The following is a 19,625-nucleotide window of genomic DNA, read 5'->3' as shown; positions in this document are numbered from 1 at the left end:
TTCTGGCCGATTCACCAACTCACCGACTCACCTACTCATCCCTTCATCCCATCACTCCCCACTCAACCTCCCGCCTTCATCGGTTCCGGCCAAGAGCCCTTCGGTGTGTGCCAGGGCATCAATTCCAGCTCCAATCGGTGGGCCTTGATCGCCGGGTCGCGGTTCGCCAACTCCTCGATCCGCCCTTTCGGCAGCCCATAGAACAGAAACATGCCCCGGAGCGGCGTGTCTTCGAGGAAAGGCCCAGCCCAGACCAGCGCGCCCTCCGCCGCCATCTTGTTGATATTCGCCATGTGGCCTGCCTGGATCTCTTCGCCTTTCTCTTTGGTGAGGGTGGGAGCGTCTTTAGGGCGCTTGAGCAGTCCCAGCCACATCGGCTGAAGGTCCATGAACTGCGGCCCCTTCTTGACGACGTCCTTGCCCGCAAGCCACGGCCGCACCTCGGCCACCAAGGCGCCGGCTCTGACGAACGGATCGTCTTTCATGATCGCCACGCCTTCCTCCTTGGTTCTCACGTCGAGGATGGCGATGCCGCGGACCTCGGGATGCCCTGTGACAGGGCCGGCCACGAGGGCCTCGCGCGACTCCCAGAGCTCCTGGAGCCTCTTGAGATGCTCCATCTGCATCTTCGCCTTGTCCTCAGCTTTGAGCGACTTTTCCTTGGGTCCAGGCCTCAAGATGACGAACTGAAAAGTCGCCATTTCGAACTTGGGCTTCTCCTGTTGGGGAGCCTGAATTGGACCCGAGAGAAGGATTGCCAGGGAAAAAGATGCGAGCAACATGGGCGGATTATGGGCCAGAAACGGCAAAGATGCAAGGACTTTCCGCGGAAATGTGTATACTAGAGTCTACTATGACTGCTCTCGAATCTCTCGACCGGATGTTTCAGCAGATCCAGGAAGGCTGGGATATCCCAACACCCCAGGGCCTGCTGCGGGTCAAGGAGGACCATGCCTCCGTGCTTGTGGAGCGCATGCCCTATTCGATGGCCAAGAACCTGGCGCATGCGGTGTATTGGCAGGATTTGTGGCTTGGAGCGCTCAGGGGTGACGCCCGGCCTCCCCAGATCGAAGTCTGGAAGAACGACTTCCGCGACCCTGAGCCCTCAGAGTGGAAGACGCTGCGTGCGAGGTTCATCGAGGGGCTGCAGGAGGCGCGGGATTGGTGCGGGCCGCGGTTCTCCGAGCACAAGCGGGAGACCGACCAAAGCGCCATTGACGCGTTGCTCGCCATCGCGATCCACGGCAGCTACCACATGGGCCAGATGAACCTGCTAAAACGGGCCCTGAAGAAGGGCAAGGAGGCTGAGGAGGGCCGCCGCGCGTGAGAAGTGTGAGAATGGTGAGAATGGTGAGAATGGTGAGAATGGAGGGGATCGTTAGCCGCTGATAGTTGGCGACTCGCGACGGAGCGCCGGGTTATGGCTATTGACAGATTAGGGCGACACTTAAGGGGCACACCCCGTAGCCGCAGGCTTTAGCCTGCGTTCGGTGCGCCAGATGGACGTGCGCTCGGAATGTGCCCAGCGCAGGCTAAAGCCTGCGGCTACGGATGCCACGGATGCCAACTCATTCTGTCAATAGCCGTTACCCGGCCCATTGCGAAGGGCATTTGTGCCCAGGCAGAAAGAGGTCGCTCCTTGCCTTCGAAGGTGTAGGAGTGAGCGTCGCTTTGATGGGGCTGGGTTGAACTTGGGCCCAGACCTCAGACCTCCTCCTCAAAGAGCCCGTTCAAAGATCCGGATGCGAACCGCCGGAAATCAGCCGATAATCGGACCATTCGTTGGCGTTTGACGTCCGTACTTTTGCGTGAGGAACGCAACGGGCTATTCCTTACGTCAACGTATAGAGTCAGGAGACCCTCGCTAATGATTCAGGCCAAGTCCCTCGCCACTCTGCTGCTCGCCAGCACTTTGCTTTGCCCCGCGTGGGCGCAGGACGACGACGAAACCCCGCCTCCCTCGGGCAAGCAGGGCGCGGGCGCGGCGGAGTACGACAAGGCGGTCAAAGACCTCAAGAAGGTGGAAGGGCCATGGACGCTCTACCAGCGGAAAAAGGACCTCCTGCTCGAACTCCCCGAAGCCAAGCTTGGCCAGCTTTTCTGCCTTCAGGCAAGCTTCAACACGGGGATCATGGCCGACGGGCTTCAGGCGGGATTCCCGGCGGGCGACCTCTTCGTCGAGGCCTACCGGTTTGACAGGCACGACGACAACGTCTGGCTTGTCCGCCCTCATCTGAGCCATCGTTGGCAGGACAACGATCCGCTGGCAAAATCGGCGGGGAGGAGCTTCCCGGACGCCGTTCTCGCGAGCTTTCCCATCGAGCAAAAAAACCCCGACAAGAAACTGCTGCTGGTCAACGTCACCAACCTTTTCAATGGCGATGTGATCCGGCTCTCTGAGGCCGTGCAAGCAACTCTGGGCGGCCCCTACATGCTCGATCGGTCGAAATCGGGCCCCGAAGTCGTCAAGGGCTTTCCTGAAAACACGGTCGTTCGGATGAGCCTCTATTACGCCAGCCAGGGCCGCGGCCAAGGCAACAGCTCCATCGCCGAGCTCCTAGGGCTCGCCGGCGGCGATCAGCTTGAGGACCCTCGCAGCGCGCCGATCAAGGTCAGCTACAACGTGTGGTTCAGGCGCGACGGCGGCTATGTTCCCAGGGTCGGCGACCCGCGCGTGGGCTACTTCACTGCCGATTACTACGACCTTTCAAGGTTCTCCGCGGATGACCGGGTGCAGCGCGTGATCGCCCGCTGGAACCTAAAGAAGAAGGACCCGCAAGCAAAGGTCTCAGAGCCGGTCAAACCGATCGTGTGGTGGATCGACCCTTCGGTGCCCAAGGAGTACCGTCAAGCCTGCGCGAGCGGGATTTTAGGGTGGAACAAGGCCTTCGAGGCGATCGGCTTCAAGGATGCGATCCAGGTCAAGTTCGTCGCGGACGACGACCAGGATTGGGACCACACCGACGGGCGCCACAACGTGCTGCGCTGGACGATGAGCGAGGACGCGACCTACGCCGTGACCCTCCCGCGCATCGACCCGATTAGCGGCGAGATTCTGAGCGCGGGTATCAATGTCGACGCGAACATGCTCTACGCGGCGTTTCGCGAGAAGGAGAGGCTTGTGAACCCAAGTTCGGCCGCCTTCGCCCGTTCGCTCGACGTCTTGACCAGGAACGACGCTCGCGACGAGGCCCTTCCGACGGACGCCTATCTCCTCAACGGCGATGCGGCGCTCAAAGCCAAAGCCGCGAAGCAGAAGCTCTCTGCTCTTGGCTGGAGCACGCTCGACTGCCGCTACGCAGAGGGTCTGGCCAACGCGAATGCGTTCGGATGGGACGCGCTGCTCGCCTCCGGAAAACCGCCCGTGAGCAAGGAGGAATACGCCAAAGAATTTATCGAGGCGACCGTGGCCCACGAAGCCGGCCACTCGTTTGGACTTAGGCACAACTTCGTCGCCAGCGCGGTCCGAACGACCGCACAACTCGAGGACGACAAGGTGACCGGCGCCCGAGGCATCACATCCAGCGTTATGGACTACACGCCCCCCAACATCGCGGCGATCGTCAAGGGTGGGCGCAACTACTACGCGAACGGCATCGGCGACTACGACCTTTGGGCGATCCAATACGGCTATTCGGTGTTTCCGGGCAAGTCAGACACCGAGTCTGAGAAGCCGGACCTTTCGAAGATCGCGGCCCAATCGGGCAAGCCGGAGTACCGGTTCATGACCGATGAGGAGGCCGACACGTTCGATCCTTACGTGGTCCGCTTCGACTGCGCCAAAGACCCGCTGAACTTCTCCGAGAAGCTGCTCCAGGCCTCCCAAAGGATCCTATCCTACGCGGTCCACCAGCTCCCGAAGTCGGGAGAGAGTTATGGCAAGCGAACCCAGCTCATCGTCACGTCTCTGTCTCGGCGCTACCGCGAGGGCCTATCCATGGCTCGGTTCGTGGGCGGCATTTCCGCGAGCAGGAACTTTAAGGGCGATGTGGGCCAGCGCGCCACGCTCGCACCGGTAGCACCCGAAGTCCAGCGCCAGGCGATGGACCTGATCGCGCGGTACTGCTTCTCGACGTCCGTCCAGAGCCTTCCGAACGACGTGCTCCAGAACCTGAGCCTGGACGTCGAAGGCACGGTCGGTACGCCCGGATCGCCGGGGTGGCAGGCGCCTCTGAGGTCCACCCTGGGCACGCAGGCAAATATGCTCTATAGCCTGCTGATGAGCGCCGCGACCACCCAGCGGATCGCTGAAAACGAGGTCAAATTCGGAAATCGGAAAGACGCCTACACGCTTAAGGAGCACTTCGACCGCATGACGTCTGCGGTCTTCTCCGAGGCAAGGGCCGGAAAGAGCGTCGAACCCCTGCGCCGCGACCTGCAGAGGTTTGCTGCGAATGCGCTGATGGTTCAGGCGGGCGCTCCGGCAGGTGCCGTGAACGAAGACGTGCGCATGCTCGCTTCGGCCAAATTGCGGCAGCTCTCCGGCATGATGGGGAGCGCCGCGACGGCCAAGAAGACGGCGGCGGACGCGATGACTCGGCTCCACTTCGGCGAAACCAAGGCGATCATCGACCGGTTTTTGAGTCGGACCAACGTCATCACGCGGTAATCTCTCGCCTTGATGGGTTCAGGCCGCGCAGAGCCAGTCAGCGAAAATGGTGGGCGTCTGGCCCTCGGCAAGGCGCTTGCCGAGGCGTTCGGAACATGGCTGCGCGCGGAGATTGAAAGGTTGGGGGGACCGCAGCCGCCGATCAAACCCAGCCATCGCATCCCGTTTCATTGGCCCCCCCACGCCGTCAGCCACAGCTATCACGTCCATCCGACTGATTGGCGCGGGGAAGCCTCGATCGAGATGCATGGCGAGCGGTTCAGGGTCCAGGTTGCCAGGACCCCGTTTGGGGTGTTTGGGAAGGTCGAGGAGCTTTGGCTCGAAGCGAAAGGCGAAGACGAAGACTCGATGCTTGGCGGCCTGCGCGTGGCCGCAGAACCGCTCTTCAAAAGGCAGTTCCTGATCGCCCGATGCCTGGGTGAAGAGAGGCGGTTTGTCGGGAAGATCCGCGAACTGGACGACCTCGCGCTGTTCAAGCTGCTGTACTGCGAAGACCGTGACGTGAGCCACGATGCGGCGACGGTCCTGGAGCTTCGCGCGACCAGGGCCGACTACCTGCCTTCCATGCTCCTCGTGCTGGCGGATGAAGCGCACCCCTGGCGGCGAGCTTCGCAATGGGCGGTTTTGGACCTCCTGGAGGACTTCCAGACGTTTTGCCGGCAGCCCGACGAGATCGTCGCGGCGGTTCAGGCGATCAAGACGTTGATGTGGAGCGCCGAGGACGACTATGCCCGGACCATCTTCAAAGCCGGCGTGGTACTGGGCGGGCACATACCGGCGAGTGCGGGCATGAGCGCTCTGCTCGAATGCATGTCCGCGCCCAGCAGGATCTGCCGACGCGCGGCTTACCATGGGCTGTTCCACGTTGTGGAGTGGGAGCCGTCTGTGCGGGAAGAAGTGATCTCCGCGATGCGGGCTTGCGCGTCCAGGGACCCCGATCCCCAGCTTCAGATTTACGCCGCTCGGATGGCCGACGACATCGCTTCCGGTGGTATTGACCACGTCGAAGAGCCGATTTTTGAGGGAGAGCGTTAGGGGTCAAGCCTAAGGGCCTTGTCGGTTGGGGCCGGGCTCGGGCGATGTCAACCGCCATGTAGCTGAAGCGGGCCAATTGCGCCCCCAAGGCTGCCGAGTACAATTCCGGCACGTGGACCGGCTGAACTCCGAGGGCATCAAACGTTGGGAACTGAAGCAGGCGCTTCAGAACCCGCGGATCGTCACACGGGCCAGGACCATCGACGCGTGCTTGCTCTGCCGAGGGCATCGGGTGAATGAGGCGGGCCTGTGCGACGTGTGTTGGGCGATGCTCGATGACGATGAGATCGGGATCGCCTTGGGATGGCTGAGCGGTGAACGCCCTTGATTTCGAGGCTTTTTGGCCCAAAAGCGAGGGTCCCCAGAGCGGACACCCACGTCGAATATTGGGTCTACGTTCGCGAGCCAAAGCTCATCCCGCAGGAGGTGCTTCTGGCCAGGCTCCTGCGAAGCAGCCCATTTGACATTCAGGAGCCGAGGGCTTTGGGACCGGAGCACGGCCTGCTCTTCAGCGACATCCGCCTGCATGTAGCGCTCGTTCTCCGGGAGAAGAACGCCCATCTCTTTCGGCCGGACCTTTTCGAGACGCACATCGAGCCGAGCCCGGCCCACATCGAGGCCCTCGGGCGCGCCCAGGCGGTGTTGCGAGCCAGCTTTCGGTCCGCGCAGCCGGAGCCGGACCGAAGGGCTGTTCGATTGCTTCCCCATCTCGCCGAAGCATTGGCCTACTACGGCAAAGGGGAAGTGGTCTTCGATTTCGTCGCCGAGAGACTGATCGACGCGGAGGGGCTTCGGGAGTATCTCACGCGCTCCCCGTCGGCTGACGACGCGGGATTTCACGCGCGGGCCATTTGGCAGACCACGCCTGACGGCGGCTTTGCCTCCTCGCGAGGGTTCGCCAAGATCGGCCTCCCCGATCTCATCACGCCGGAATCGCCCCACGAGGAGCGCACGGTCATTCACGGGGTGCTTGAGGAAGCGATCGGCACAATCTGGGAAGCCGGGAGCATCCCGGAGCCTCTGGAGCTCGAGTATGTGGGCGGGCGGTTTCGGGTGAGCTTCGAGAGCGCCCGGCGCGGGCCATTGAATGCGCACATCCACAGGGTGAACGCGCGATGAGGTCCATCCGGCTTATCGCGTGCCTCGACGTCAAGGACGGCCGCGTGGTCAAGGGGACCCGGTTTGAGAACCTGCAGGACTCGGGAGACCCGGTTGAACTGGCCCGATATTACGCCGACGAGGGGATCGACGAGCTCGTGTTTCTCGACATCACTGCGTCGCATGAGGGTCGGCCATCCGTCATCGAATTGGCCGAGCGCGTGTCCGACCAAGTGTTTATCCCGTTCACCGTGGGGGGTGGTCTGGCCTCGCCCGACGACATCCGGCTCGCCTTGCTCGCCGGCGCCGACAAGGTGAGTTTGAACACCGCCGCCATCCGCCACCCGCAGCTCCTTACCGATTGCGCGGTGCGGTTTGGGTCGCAATGCGTGGTGTGCGCCGTCGACGCCCGCCGGCTGCCGGACGCCGCGGGCTGGGAGGTGCTGACGCACGGCGGGCGGCGGCAAACAGGGCTCGACGCCGTGGCTTGGGCGAGAGAAGCTGCAGAGCGCGGCGCCGGAGAGATCCTGCTGACGAGCATGGACCGAGACGGCGTGCGGACCGGCTACGACCTTGATCTCACGCGTGCTGTGTCCGACGCTGTGCCCGTGCCCGTAATCGCGAGCGGAGGGGCGGGAGTGGCCGAGCACCTCGCCGAAGCGGTGCAGAAAGGACACGCCGACGCCGTATTGGTCTCAGGAATCCTTCACGAGCGGTTGGCGACGGTGCACAGCCTCAAGAGAGCCATGCAGGCGGCTGGACTGCCCGTGAGGTTGGGATAGGAGCAGTGGGACGGAGGGACGGGGGGCCGCCCGGGGGCTCCCTCTCCCCTCGTGGGAGAGGGTCTGTGAACGAAATGAACAGGGGTGAGAGGAACTGCGATGGTGGGGGATGGGAGTCTGGGGGCTCGGTTCTGTCCGAGCCCCCGCCACCCCTACTTCTTCTTGGGGAGTGCTTCGCCTACAGCCACCCATTCCACCTGCTCGTACTTTCGGTTGCCAGCGTCGAAGGTGAAGGTGATCGGGAAGCTGCCCTTTGCGCCCGCCGGGACATTCAGTATGAGGACCCGCCGCGCGTCGGAGTTAAAGCCCTTCAAGGTGATGTTCCGGTCGCCGCCCTCTTCGATCGACCAACCCGCCGGCACCGCCACAGAGTATTGGCCCGCGATCTTTTCGGGCGTTCGGTTGCTCACATGGATCGGCAGCCTGAGCCTAAGACCGGTGTCCTTGTTGCGCACCCCACCGTCCAGGACTGGGTCGAAATACACAGCCGGGAGCACTCGAAACGCCAGCCGGCAGATCGTCTTCTGGCCCGACTTGTCTGTGACCGTCGCGACGAGATTCCTGTACCCCGGACGCGCGCCGCGCGGGATCGGCGAGCTGTAGTCGATGAAGCTCCTGCCTTTGTTGTCGAATCGCGGAAACGGGCTGCTCACCGCAGCATAGTCTTCGCTTCCCGCGCTCAACACGCGAACGTCCACCTTGTCAAGGCCAAGCTCGTTGTTGCCGCGAAAGCTCAGCCTGGCCTTCCACTGCGATCCCGGACCCAGAGTGGGCCAGGGCACATCGGTCAGCCACCGGAAGCCCGCAGGTTCATTGGTCGCTCTCTGGGTTCCCGCAGACACCATCGCTACCGCACGGGGCAAGAACGCCGCTGTGCCGCCGGCGCCCGAACTGGGTGCGGCATCCACACGGATCCCGTATTTCGTCCCCGGGAATTTGGGAAGCGCCTGTGTCCCCGGATCGCGTACCGATAATTCGGCGTTCCAAGAGCTGCCGGTGACCTGCCATGCGAAGCTGGCTGCGGCCTCGAACTCTGGCGCCGAGACCCACTTGGGTCCGGCCGGATCGGTGGCGTCCAGCCACCTGGCATGAACCGAAGCCTTGCCATCCTCGTATCTCAGGCGAACCTCGAGGTTGTCCCTGCCGACAAGCCAACCGTTGCCGCTGCGATCCAAGCTGAGCACCAACTCCTGAGTGGTCGCAAGGGTTGCCGCAGCATGAAGATGCTCAGGCTCCCACTGGAAGTAGGTCTGGGACCCATTGGAAGTCGCGAAAGCATCCCATTCGTCCTCACTGAGCTTTCCGTCGAGGACTGGACTGAGCGCAATCCGCTCTGTCTCAAGGACTGTGAGCGCGGCCCCGAACGGGTTCGAATCGCCTTGGGCAGGAAGTGCGGCGCCCGCCAAACTGAGTGCTGTCAGCATGGTCCACATGTCGCCAGTATGGACGAACGAGCGGCCCCATTAGGGGCGTCGCCTTTTCCCCAATGAGTTTCCTGGGCGCCCATCAAAAAAACGGAGAGCCCTACGTCCGTCAGAACGTAGGGCCCTCTCGAAACGACATGGGCGCTATCCGCCGCCGCCGAGGTTTGGATCCTGTTTGAATTTGGGATCGTTGGGATTGGCGGGGGCGATGCGATAGCTGCCGCCTTCCATTGCTTCAGAAGGAGAGTTCACTGTCTTTTCGGGGCCCGTGTTTTGCTTCGGAGCGCCATCGGCGCCTTGCGCGGCGCCGTCGCTGCTGCTCGCAGAGCTATCCGACGAGTTTTCCGTCGAGGCGCCGCCCGAGTTGCAGCCGCCGGCTGCAAGAAGGAGCGAAAAGACCAAGGCTGAGGTTAGGAACAGAACGTTTTTCTTCAAATGGTGTTTCTCCTGGTTTGGATCTGGTTGTAGGAAATGGTGCCCCAAAATCGAGGCAGAAAAAAAGAGCCCACCGGCAGTTGCCGGTGGGCTCTTCCCACTCAGTTCGCCGATTCGTTCGGCTTGTCGTCTGCAGCGACGGAGCCGTCCGCCGGGCCGGAATCGGCTTTGCCGACTTGTTGCGGCGCTGACTCGTTCGAACCACCAAACATCTTGGTGGTCGCGAAGACGACGACCGCTCCAATCACGACTACTGCAGCAGCGATTCCAAGTTCTTTCGAAGTGAGTTTTGGACCTGCCATTTCATCACGGATCCGGGACGCACGGGTCGGTCAGGTTCCATTTCAGCTTGGCCGCGTTCTTGTCGAGCCACCAGAGGCCCGTGTAGAGCGAGCTGTCCTGGCACTCGTAGGCGGCGTTGGGATTCCCAAGGACCGCTACGGCGCGATAGTACTTGGCGTGGCCATCGAAGAACGCATGGACCGTTCCGTTCTGGTGCCGATCACTGATCGTGTAGGCCGAACGGAGGTTCACGCCGTCGTTTCGCGACAGGTAGCCGCGATAGCCGGCGCTGGTGAGACCGGTCACCGAGTCGGCAAACATGACCGACTTGGCCGGAACGCTCATCCACGTGGTCGTGCGAAGAATCATCTCGCCGTAGCACGGAGGATTGCTGTCGGGCCAATACCAGCCACCCATCGTAGCGTTCTGGCCGATCGAGGGGATGCCTCGGGTGCTCCAGACTTCGCTATAGGCGCTGAACGGGGACATCGGGCAAATGAAAATGCCCTGGTTTTTGATGTAGGGCTGCAGAAGACCGGACCAGATCAGCTGGGCGTCGCTGGTGGGGCCGGTGCTGGGGCACGCCGCATAGCGCGGGAACCACATATCGTCGTAGTCCGTCATGTAGCCGATACCCGCGAGGGTGAGCTGCTTCATGTTGGAAATACAGGACGTCTTCTTGGCAGCGGCCTTCGCCTGTGCGAACACAGGGAAGAGAATGGCTGCGAGGATCGCGATGATCGCGATCACGACTAAGAGTTCAATAAGGGTAAACGCACGATTTTTACGCATACCTACCTCCAATAATGCAGGATGAATACGGGGTACGCCCGTACGAACCGGGCCCCACCAAAGTCATCCCGCTTCTTAATTTAGCGGAAATATTGCCAATTCGGTGAACTTTTTTTAAGATCGCAAAAAAAACCTCTGAGCGCCTGGTTCAATTGAACCTGCAGCAAATCCTGGTGGGTCAGCCGGGTCGCGTCCGGCCGAGGCGGGCCTCGTGTATTTCAGCTCGATCTCCCCGGTGTTCTTGAAGCCCCGGCTGAAGAGCCTAAAGCCGCTTGCGCTGGTTGAGTACTGGAACTCCTGGCCGCTAAAGGGGTCCACGAGCTGATCCTGCGGCACGGCCTCGGCGAGGCGGACGGGCAGCCGCTTCCAATGCCACCTGAAGGCAAAGATCTTCGAGTGGAGCCCCAAGAGCCGCAGTTGGGTGCGGTACCTGGCCGCCGTCACCTGGAGCTGAGAGAACATGGGTGTGAGCATGCCCTCCAGGTAGTCCGCAAAGTCGTCGAGGGTCTTCACGTCGGCCAAGACGTCCGGAGGGTCCGACAACGCCTGCTCCAGGTCCTCTCCCTTGAACCACTCGCTCTCAGGTTTCGAAAGTGCGGCCGCAACCGCCGAGTAGGTGCGCTCGATCCTGCCCGTGAGTTTGACTTTCAGTTCCAGCATCTGGCTGGAGCTGAGGTTCTGGGCGAACAAAGGGATCTCCTCATCCCCAAGGAGACCCTGAAGGGGCTTGGCTTGACCGGGCTTGAAGGTCTCAGTCAAGGTGTTGGTGAGAAACCTGCGCTCGCCGGCAACCGAGCGAGCGGCCGCGTTTGGGCGAGCCAGCAGCTCCTCCACGACCGAGACCAAGGTTCGGCAATCTCGTTCGGAAAGGACGCTCAGGGTCTCGCTTGCTTGGGCGAGCATGATCCCTTGAACGGCGAACCCGACCAGCGTGTGAATCACAGTTGGGCCTGAGATGGAATCCCCAAAACGAAGGCCATCGGAGAGCACCGTCGTGGCCTTGGCCGGGGCGCCGTCCGAGGTGTGAACGTACATCACGACCCGCAGGAACCGGGCAATTGATCGAAATTGCCACAACTCGGGGAAAACTGTCAGGGCATTGAAATCGGTGCGAGGGTCGTGAGGCGACTTCTGGCAGCCGACGTGGATCAACTCGGGAATCGCGCTGAAGGCGGCCGACCACTTGCGTCCCACTTCGAGCAGCGTGTCGTCGGGTCTGACGTTTGGTGGAATCGGGGGCCGTGGAAGGACTTTCCCGTCGTCCCCTTGCAGATCGGCGCCGGAGGCTTCCTGCTCCAACCGAGCATAGTATTCGGCGAACATCCTGAAGAGGTTCGTCTGAGCCAGGTCCGCCGCGCGCAGGAATTCCTCATAGCCGTTTCGTCCCGTGGGCTTGGGGAACACCTTCTGAAAGAGCGATTCGGCAGGCTGCTGCTGGTTTGAAGCTGTGGGCGGATCAGCCTTCTGTACGGCCGGTGGAGGGCAAACCAGAGCCGTGCCCGCGACAAGCAACGCGATGAGAGACTTCACGCTCCTTAGCTTACGCCGGATTCGGCATCGATGAAGTCCTCCGGAGGTGCGACACTGAACTCAAGCCGCTTGCCAGACTCCGGATGCTCAAACTCCAGCCTCGCAGCATGAAGCTGCAGGGGATGCTCCCCGGGCGACCGGTTGTAGACAGCGTCTCCCACAACCGGGTGGCCGAGCGCCGCGAGGTGAACCCTGATCTGGTGGGTCCTTCCTGTCTCCAGACGACACTCGATCAGAGACCTCGCGTTGAGCCCCTTGAGCACTCGTACGAGGGTTGCCGCGGGCTTGCCTTTGGGGTCCACGGCCATGCGCGTCCGGTTCTTGGGATCGCGTCCGATGGGCGCCTCGATCCGCAGCTCTGGCTGGCCAAACTCGCCAGCGACCCAGGCCAAGTAAGTTCGTCCCGCCGTCTTGTCTGCGAACTGCCGGGCCAGGGCATGGTGGGCGGCGTCTGTCTTGGCGACAACGATGAGCCCGGTGGTGGCTTTGTCCAACCGGTGGACGATACCAGGCCGAAAGGCGCCGCCCGCCTCACTCAGGCCCTTGCCGCGAGCCAGCAAAGCGTTGACCAGCGAGGGCTCCTTGAGCGAGGGTGCCGGATGGGTCGCCATGCCTCGCGGCTTGTTGACCACAAGGAGGTACCCGTCTTCGAAGAGCACGTGCAGAGGGATGTCCGCCGGGGTCAGATCGTGGGCGGGCCGGTTCTCCGGGAGGGCCGAAAGCTCGACGGACATGCCGGCTTCGAGCTTGAACGAGGGTTTTCGCGGCTTGCCTTCAACGGTCACGGCGCCGGACGTGATGAGTTCCGCCAAGCGAGTACGCGAGTGGTCCTTTAGTTCCCCGGCGAGAAACGAATCCAGCCGGCAGGGACTGCTGCAGACGAGCTTCAATCGTCTCCTGCCGCCTGCCGGTCCGCGGGCACATGGTCCATCCACTTCTCGGGGTCCGGCACCAAGCGGAATCCCACCGCTGAATAGACGCCTTGCGCATCGCTGGTCTTGAGCACCCAGCGCCGAAAGCCCTGGTGCTCAGAATGGGCAAGCGCGTACCTAACCATCCTTCGAGCCAGCCCCTTGCCCTGATGCTCAGGGTCCACGATGACGTCGCTCACCCACCCGAACGTCGCCCTGTCGCTGACGATGCGGCAATAGGCGACTTGGCGGCCCTCCAAGAAGCAGCCGATGACGAGCGAGGAGTTTCGGGCCGCTTTCTCGACGAGCGCCCGCGAAATGCCCGGGCACCAATAAGCGCCGGCGAGCATCGAGTGGACCTTCTCGAAGTCCATTTTCTCGAATCCCTCCCGGAGCACGTAGTCGCTGTTCAGTGCGGACATTGAGGCGATAGTTTATCTTCCCGAATCGGAGGAGCGACATAATGCCGCTATGGATGGCCGCAAAGTAGGACTGAACCTGCTCGGCGTGGTATTGGTCCTGCTGGGGATTGCCGGATGCGCAACCGGTGGCGCCTTTCTCGCATTGTGGACGCCGAGAGGCGTTAGCGAGCAGGCGATGATCGGGGCGTTGGTGACGCTGCTCGCCTGGGCGACGCTCTACCTGGTGTTCAGCCTGCACCCGGTCGATGAGCGCAAGCGCTACCGGACCAGCTACTGGTTCAGCGCGCTGTTCTACGGGTTTCTGGGGTTTTCGGTTACGCCGATCTTTGAATCGGCCCGAAGCGCCGCGATCTCGTCCAGCTGCATTTCGAACGTTAAGGACCTATCCATCGCGCTCCTGAACTACGCCGAAGATTACGACGACAGGCTGCCGACTGCTTCACATTGGAGGACGATCTTGAAGGAGTACGGAGAGTCGGGCGGCAGGTGCGGTTTCGCGGCGAGCCCGTATTCCAATGCCTTCAACTCGGCGCTTTCGCTCGCGAAGCTAGGCGACGCGGACGAGCCTGCAAACACGGTGATGGTGTTTGACGCCGAAGCGTGGGGGCCAAACGCGGCGGGAGGAAAGGACTGGTTGGCGAAGCGGCATAGTGGCAGAGCGAGAGCCACAGTCGGAATGCTCGACGGGCATGCCACGAGGGTGACGTCCCATAACGAGGAGAGGGTGAATTGGGCCCTGAAGGTAGGGAAGTGACAGGCTTTGCCCTTGCGTGCCGGTTCAATTAGCAGGGCAGTCTATCCGTCAACAGAAATGGCGACGGTGAGGCGAAAGAATGAGGCATACCCCTCACGACCGTTTTGAGAAATTCCCATCTTGGGGACAGGTGGCTGTGCTCGTCTTTGGCCTGTTTCTCCTCTTTCTCATCTTGTCGGCGGTTCAAGCCTATGATCCCGAGTCCGTTGCGCTTCCGGCAATGGCGATCATCGTTGCGTTGTATCTGGGATGCGGCTGGGCCTACGCTTGGCAATCGGTGCGCGGGTTTCGGCGGCGCAGGATTGTGGAGTACGCGGTTCTGAGCGCCCTGACCTGCGGGGCCTACATCGTCTCGGCGCCGGTCTGCATCTACACCGTCGCCCAGGCCAGGCGCAGTATGTGCCGTTGGAACGCTCGTGCATTGGCGGACGGCCTGCTCGTCTATGCCGCCGACCACGATGAGCGGCTTCCGGTTGCTTCCTCGTGGGCCGAGGCGGCAAGGGAAGGAATTTCTCATTCTGACCGATGGAAAGATGGCGTTCGGCCGACCCATTGCCCGAAGCTGGAAGTTGCATGGAGTTATGCATACAATTCAGCTCTGGCCGGAAAGCGAACCAGCGAGATCAGCGATCCGGTCCGTACACCGCTGGTCTTTTCGGCTAGAGGGAGTGAAAAGCCGACCTCGGGCGGCTTCGAGAGCTTTGATCCTGAACATGCCGGCCGGGGCACGATCGCGTCTGCCGATGGTGCGGCCGTTCTGGTGGATCGTAATTCGGCTGAGAAGTTGTCTTGGAACCCAAAATAGTCTGCGAGTGGTTTCCAGGTTAGCACTCTCGGCGGTATACTGCTAACCATTGCCGTCTGCCCCTGGTTCTTGGGCGCAGGCACGGAACCTGCGGCTACGGGTCTGAGAGCCGGACGCAGGCACTGAACCTGCGGCTACGGGGAATCCGGGTCTGAAGTGTCCGAAAGGACCGAGCTCTGGAAGAACCAGGGCAGGCGGCGCAAACCCTTTGAACTCAAGGAGTGAACAAAGAGCCTATGAAACTGAAACCCTTGCACGATCGCATCATCGTCGAGGCCGCGGCGCTGGAAGAGAAGAGCGCCGGCGGCATCCTTCTCCCCGATACGGCCAAAGAAAAGCCCTTGAAGGGCACCGTGCTGGCTGTTGGCCCAGGCAAGACGCTGGACAACGGCAAGATCACCCCGGTCGATGTGGCCGTAGGCGATACGGTGCTGTATGGCAAGTACAGCGGCACCGAGGTCACCGTCGGGGGCCAGGACTATATCATCCTGCGCCAAGACGACGTGTTGGCCGTGGTCACTGAAGCCCCGGCAGCCAAGAAAGAGAAGGCCGGAGCGAAGAAGTGAGGGGAGCGTGGGGGTTGTGAGAATAGTGAGAATGGTGAAAGGGACGCAACCGTAAAGCACCAGCGTTTGTTGGGGTTTCAGCACTTCTTCACCATCCTCACCACACTCACCACTCTCACCACTCGCACCTTCCCCCAGATAGGAGAACACAGATTTGGCAGCAAAGAACCTTAAATACGCCGATGACGCCCGGAAGGCCCTCGAGGCCGGCGTCGACAAACTCGCCAACGCCCTCAAGGTCACCCTTGGCCCCCGTGGACGCACGGTCGTCCTCGAAAAGAAGTTCGGCAGCCCCGTCGTCATCAACGACGGTGTGACCATCGCCAAGGAGATCGAGGTCGAGGACCGCTTCGAGAACATGGGCGCCCAGCTCATCCGCGAAGTGAGCAGCAAGACCAATGACCTCGCCGGTGACGGAACCACCACCAGCGCCGTGCTTGCACAGGCCATCTTCAAAGAGGGCATCCGCAATGTGGCCGCAGGAAGCAACGCCACGCAGATCAAGGCCGGCATCGACAAGTCCGTCAGGGCTGTGGTCGAGAAGCTGAAGAAGGATTCCAAGACCATCAAGGGCCGACAGGCCGCCGAGCAGGTGGCCACCGTCAGCGCGAACGACCCCCAGATGGGCGCGCTCGTCGCCGAGATTCTGGACAAGGTCGGCAAAGACGGCGTCGTGACCGTCGAAGAGTCGAAGGGCATCGAGACGACCTACGACATGGTCGAGGGCATGCAGTTCGACAAGGGCTACCTCTCGCCCTACTTCATCACCGATGCACAGCGCATGGAGACGGTGTTCGAGAACCCGCTGGTGCTCTTCTATGAGAAGAAGATCTCCAGCGTTCAGGACATCGTTCCGCTGCTCGAAAAGGTGCTTCGGACCGGCAGGCCGTTCATCATCGTCGCCGAAGACCTGGAGGCCGAGTGCCTCGCCACGCTCGTGCTCAACCGGCTCCGAGCGAACCTCCCCGTGGCGGCTGTGAAGGCCCCCGGATTTGGCGACCGTCGCAAGGCGATGCTCGAAGACATGGCGATCCTGACCGGTGGCCAGTTCATCAGCGAGGACCTGGGTCTCAAGCTGGAAAACGTGACCATCGAGCAGCTCGGAAGCTGTGAGAAGATCGTCATCACCAAGGAAGACACGACCGTGATCGGCGGCAAGGGCGCCAAGGACGCGATCGAGGGCCGGATCAAGCAGATCACCAAGCAGATCGAGACCACCGAGAGCAACTACGACAAGGAGAAGCTCCAGGAGCGGCTCGCCAAGCTGAGCGGCGGCGTGGCCGTGGTCAAGGTGGGCGCACCCACCGAGACGGCTCTGAAGGAGCGCAAGGCGCGCATCGAAGACGCTCTGGCGGCAACCCGCGCAGCCCTCGAAGAGGGCATCGTCGTGGGCGGCGGTGTGGCGCTCCTGCAGGCGGCGGACGTGCTGGACAAGATCGTGACCGACGGCGACGAGATCATCGGCGTGCGCATCGTCAAGAAGGCGCTGGAATCTCCAGTGCGGACGATTGCGGAGAACGCCGGCGTCGAAGGCTCCGTGGTCGTGAGCAAGGTCCAAGAAGGCAAGGTCGGTTACGGCTTCAATGCGGCGACGCTGGAGTACGAAGACCTGTTCAAGGCCGGCATCGTGGACCCGACCAAAGTGGTCCGTTTGGAGCTTGAGAACGCCGCTTCGATCGCGGGACTTTTGATCACCACGGAAGCCGCCGTGGCCGACGCCCCCGAGAAGGAAGACGAAGGGCACTAGGAGAGGTTCGTAGGTTGATGTGTTCGTAGGTCTGTAGGTCTGTACGTCTGTAGGTCTGTAGGCCGAGATACCACCTCGCCCCTTGTGGGAGAGGCCGGTGAGCGAAGCGAACCGGGTGAGGGGGCCTGCGGGAACCTGAGCCCATGGGACCGAGTCCCGAGATGGAAGCCTCCGCCTCTTTTGAGGTGGAGGCTTCTTGTTCTCTCTCCTCTCCGCTCCGCTCCTCTCGCCTCTCGCCTCTCGCCTCTCGCCTCTCAGCCCTCTCCGCCCCCAATCTGCGCGATCGCATCGCGAATCTGCTTCGGCCAAGGGTCGGGGAGCTGCTCCCAGGGCACCGGCTTTGCCGCTGGGTCGAACTCGTTGATCGTCATCGCCAGCTCGCGCCAGACCCCCTCGGCAGGCTCAACCCGCAGAGCGACCAACTTCTCGGTCACCGGCGCATAGCCCACGAGCCCCGTCATCCCGTAGGTGGCCACCATGTGGGGGTCGCCGGAATACTTGACGACATAGTTGGCCAAGGTCCACGCGTTGATCGTCCTCAGCGGCTTGACCTTCCCGTTCGAATCCCTCGCATAGGCCGCCAGAGACGGCACGCCTTTGGCCGTGGCGCTCACAAACCCGGTCGGCGGTAGTCCGTTTCCGAACGCTTCAGTGGGCTCTTTGGCTTGGCCGCGCCACCTGGCGCTCCCGCTGCCTTCTTGCGTCTCGCTACGAATCTCACCGGCATAGATGATCCGGTCCACAATGGACTTTTGCATCGGTGTCATAGCGCCGATCGGGAAGTGCTGCCCCTCCTCAAGCTGCCGCTGCTGCAGGGCCGAGAACGACCCATAGAGCCGCAAGGCGTTCCAATCCGTGCGGTCCAGCCCGCCCATCAAGGAGCGGTCCATCATCACCAAGTACCATTCCGCGAGCCCCATCCGCGAGATGCGTCCCGTCTTGAAGGCGTAGTCGGCGTAGTCCCGCAGGTCCAGGCGCCCCTTGGCGTCGATCGAGCGCATCAGTTCCTGCATCGCCTTTCGGGGTGTAAACGCCGTCGCCGCCTCAAATCGGTCGTCCGGGGTGAATACGGCCCAGCCGGCCTCCCGCCGAACTCGCACGCCGACCCCCTGGTTCAGCGCTGTCAGACCCTCCGAGAGCTTGAGCTTGCCGTTGTCCACCGCCATCGAGACCCCGATGCTGAGGTCCGGTAGGCTGGCGATCACGTTCTGCTCTTCATTCTCGGCAACCGCTCGCAAGAGGTCCCCAACGGCCAGTTCCAGGGGCTCGAACTTCACGGGGTCGAGCATGATTTCCTTGAGTCTGGGCGAGAGAGCCTCCACCTTTGCGCCGCGCATGGAATCGAAAAGCCGCTGATAAAACTCCTCAGCGTCCTTCGAGAGCGGGACGAACGGGTCGTCCGGCTTGGGTTCCGGCGGGGAAATTCGCGAATCGAGGTACTTGCGCGAGGGGTCGGCGCAAACGAGCTGGGTCAGAACGCTACGCTCGCGGGCCTGGCCCTTCCCCATCAGGTTCACCATGAACAGGGCGGCCATATCGCCTCGGATCACGTTGAGTTCGAAGTCCGTGCTCTCCGGCTTGATCCAGGTTTGTGAGCGAGGGTCCGAAACCGTGCGGCCCTCGACCTCCTCCTTGAAGTTCGTAGCGGCGACCGTATCCACCCAGGCCTGCTGCTCGGCGTTGAAAGCGGCCCAAGCAGCCTGGACGCCCCTTGGATCGAAGGCCCGCTGCATGCGGGTGGGATTGGCGGTGAACACGGCGCGTTCATAGGGCCCAACGGCGGCCAAGTCGTCGGGTTTGCAGGCGAGGAGCAGCCGTTTGAGCAGCCGGGCTGCCGGGGAGGAACTATAGAGCGCCTTCTCCTTCTCGTACCTTGCCCGGGCGGCGAGGGGATCAGAGCGAACTTCTTCCGCTGTTTGCAGGCCCTGCAATCCCACAGCCAGGGACTTGGGGTCGAAGGGGGTCTCCAGCTCCTTTTTGAGCCGGGCGAGTTCCTCGTCGACGTACTTCCTGCGCACGGCCACGTGATCGGCCCAAACCTTGCGGTCGAGCTTGGCGCTCCGGCCGAGGTAATCGGTGGCGCCTTCCCTGGTCCATTCGGCATTGAGCACGGCGGCGAGCCTCGCTTTGAGGTCTTGCGCGGTGACTCCCTTGGCGCGGACGAACACGATCTCGTGAGCGATCTTGGGGGAGGCCTGCAGCTTTTCGCCGGTGGCTTGGGCGAGCTGGAGAACCGCCAGGCCGAGCGATTCGACGGGGGTTTCGAAGTCCAGCACCGCAGGAGCAGGAAGGATCACCGCCGCAACGGCAAGGGAAAGCGCCAGCATAGAACTACTATAGCTATAAAACTCTGAGACCGATGGGACCGGTTAGCAGGGCATTTGAGCGATGTCCTTGGCCATTCTCATGGTTCCGACGCCACACCCTCCTCCC

General features: G+C 62.1%; 19 protein-coding genes. 10 read left to right on the top strand and 9 right to left on the bottom strand.

Going from position 1 to position 19,625, the window contains the following annotated elements; genetic code table 11:
• Window positions 1-62: 62 nt before the first annotated feature.
• Window positions 63-782 carry a hypothetical protein gene (locus HZC36_14575; GenBank protein MBI5708204.1) on the bottom strand — a complete coding sequence of 240 codons (720 nt, stop codon included), beginning with the start codon at window positions 780-782 and terminating at the stop codon, window positions 63-65.
• Between the two features lie 71 nt (window positions 783-853).
• Between HZC36_14575 and HZC36_14570 the strand changes: the two genes are divergently transcribed.
• The 6 genes from HZC36_14570 to hisF all read left to right on the top strand — a co-directional run bounded on the left by HZC36_14570 (window position 854) and on the right by hisF (window position 7,524).
• Window positions 854-1,327 carry a DinB family protein gene (locus HZC36_14570; GenBank protein MBI5708203.1) on the top strand — a complete coding sequence of 158 codons (474 nt, stop codon included), beginning with the start codon at window positions 854-856 and terminating at the stop codon, window positions 1,325-1,327.
• A 540-nt stretch (window positions 1,328-1,867) separates the two neighbouring features.
• Entirely contained in the window at window positions 1,868-4,609 is a 2,742-nt protein-coding gene (locus tag HZC36_14565; protein MBI5708202.1) for a zinc-dependent metalloprotease, read from the top strand.
• Window positions 4,610-4,621: 12 nt separating this feature from the next.
• Window positions 4,622-5,644 carry a hypothetical protein gene (locus HZC36_14560; GenBank protein ID MBI5708201.1) on the top strand — a complete coding sequence of 341 codons (1,023 nt, stop codon included), beginning with the start codon at window positions 4,622-4,624 and terminating at the stop codon, window positions 5,642-5,644.
• A gap of 112 nt (window positions 5,645-5,756) precedes the next feature.
• Window positions 5,757-5,972: a hypothetical protein gene (locus HZC36_14555; protein ID MBI5708200.1), complete on the top strand. Its 216-nt coding sequence runs from the start codon at window positions 5,757-5,759 to the stop codon at window positions 5,970-5,972.
• Complete coding sequence (locus HZC36_14550) at window positions 5,969-6,763, top strand: hypothetical protein (GenBank protein MBI5708199.1); 795 nt, start codon at window positions 5,969-5,971, stop codon at window positions 6,761-6,763. Before HZC36_14555 ends, HZC36_14550 begins: the two co-directional genes overlap by 4 nt.
• On the top strand, window positions 6,760-7,524 hold the full coding sequence (hisF, locus tag HZC36_14545; GenBank protein ID MBI5708198.1) for an imidazole glycerol phosphate synthase subunit HisF: 765 nt from the start codon (window positions 6,760-6,762) through the stop codon (window positions 7,522-7,524). Before HZC36_14550 ends, hisF begins: the two co-directional genes overlap by 4 nt.
• Window positions 7,525-7,676: 152 nt before the next feature.
• On the opposite strand, the gene HZC36_14540 is transcribed toward hisF, so the two are convergent.
• The 7 genes from HZC36_14540 to HZC36_14510 form a co-directional block, all read right to left on the bottom strand.
• Window positions 7,677-8,957: a hypothetical protein gene (locus HZC36_14540; protein MBI5708197.1), complete on the bottom strand. Its 1,281-nt coding sequence runs from the start codon at window positions 8,955-8,957 to the stop codon at window positions 7,677-7,679.
• 135 nt (window positions 8,958-9,092) lie between these two features.
• A complete protein-coding gene (locus HZC36_14535) occupies window positions 9,093-9,383 on the bottom strand; it encodes a hypothetical protein (GenBank protein ID MBI5708196.1) in 291 nt (96 codons plus the stop codon).
• 101 nt (window positions 9,384-9,484) lie between these two features.
• Window positions 9,485-9,685 carry a hypothetical protein gene (locus HZC36_14530; GenBank protein ID MBI5708195.1) on the bottom strand — a complete coding sequence of 67 codons (201 nt, stop codon included), beginning with the start codon at window positions 9,683-9,685 and terminating at the stop codon, window positions 9,485-9,487.
• 4 nt (window positions 9,686-9,689) lie between these two features.
• Window positions 9,690-10,457, bottom strand: a complete 768-nt coding sequence (locus HZC36_14525; GenBank protein ID MBI5708194.1) for a prepilin-type N-terminal cleavage/methylation domain-containing protein — start codon at window positions 10,455-10,457, stop codon at window positions 9,690-9,692.
• Window positions 10,458-10,571: 114 nt separating this feature from the next.
• The gene (locus HZC36_14520; protein MBI5708193.1) at window positions 10,572-11,987 is read right to left on the bottom strand and encodes a hypothetical protein; all 1,416 of its coding nucleotides are present in this window, start codon (window positions 11,985-11,987) and stop codon (window positions 10,572-10,574) included.
• 5 nt (window positions 11,988-11,992) lie between these two features.
• On the bottom strand, window positions 11,993-12,877 hold the full coding sequence (locus HZC36_14515; GenBank protein ID MBI5708192.1) for an RluA family pseudouridine synthase: 885 nt from the start codon (window positions 12,875-12,877) through the stop codon (window positions 11,993-11,995).
• Entirely contained in the window at window positions 12,874-13,320 is a 447-nt protein-coding gene (locus HZC36_14510) for a GNAT family N-acetyltransferase (GenBank protein ID MBI5708191.1), read from the bottom strand. Before HZC36_14510 ends, HZC36_14515 begins: the two co-directional genes overlap by 4 nt.
• Window positions 13,321-13,369: 49 nt before the next feature.
• Between HZC36_14510 and HZC36_14505 the strand changes: the two genes are divergently transcribed.
• The 4 genes from HZC36_14505 to groL all read left to right on the top strand — a co-directional run bounded on the left by HZC36_14505 (window position 13,370) and on the right by groL (window position 17,192).
• Window positions 13,370-14,074 carry a hypothetical protein gene (locus tag HZC36_14505; protein ID MBI5708190.1) on the top strand — a complete coding sequence of 235 codons (705 nt, stop codon included), beginning with the start codon at window positions 13,370-13,372 and terminating at the stop codon, window positions 14,072-14,074.
• A 79-nt stretch (window positions 14,075-14,153) separates the two neighbouring features.
• Window positions 14,154-14,879, top strand: a complete 726-nt coding sequence (locus tag HZC36_14500) for a hypothetical protein (protein ID MBI5708189.1) — start codon at window positions 14,154-14,156, stop codon at window positions 14,877-14,879.
• 236 nt (window positions 14,880-15,115) lie between these two features.
• On the top strand, window positions 15,116-15,445 hold the full coding sequence (gene groES, locus HZC36_14495; protein ID MBI5708188.1) for a co-chaperone GroES: 330 nt from the start codon (window positions 15,116-15,118) through the stop codon (window positions 15,443-15,445).
• Window positions 15,446-15,599: 154 nt separating this feature from the next.
• The gene (gene groL / locus HZC36_14490; GenBank protein ID MBI5708187.1) at window positions 15,600-17,192 is read left to right on the top strand and encodes a chaperonin GroEL; all 1,593 of its coding nucleotides are present in this window, start codon (window positions 15,600-15,602) and stop codon (window positions 17,190-17,192) included.
• A gap of 254 nt (window positions 17,193-17,446) precedes the next feature.
• On the opposite strand, the gene HZC36_14485 is transcribed toward groL, so the two are convergent.
• Window positions 17,447-19,519: a hypothetical protein gene (locus HZC36_14485; protein MBI5708186.1), complete on the bottom strand. Its 2,073-nt coding sequence runs from the start codon at window positions 19,517-19,519 to the stop codon at window positions 17,447-17,449.
• Window positions 19,520-19,625: the final 106 nt, after the last annotated feature.

Source organism: Armatimonadota bacterium (genome assembly GCA_016223145.1).
Taxonomy (GTDB): Bacteria; Armatimonadota; Fimbriimonadia; order Fimbriimonadales; family Fimbriimonadaceae; genus Nitrosymbiomonas.
The sequence above is the reverse complement of the archived record's forward strand: the minus strand, read 5'-3'. Positions and strand labels throughout refer to the sequence as shown.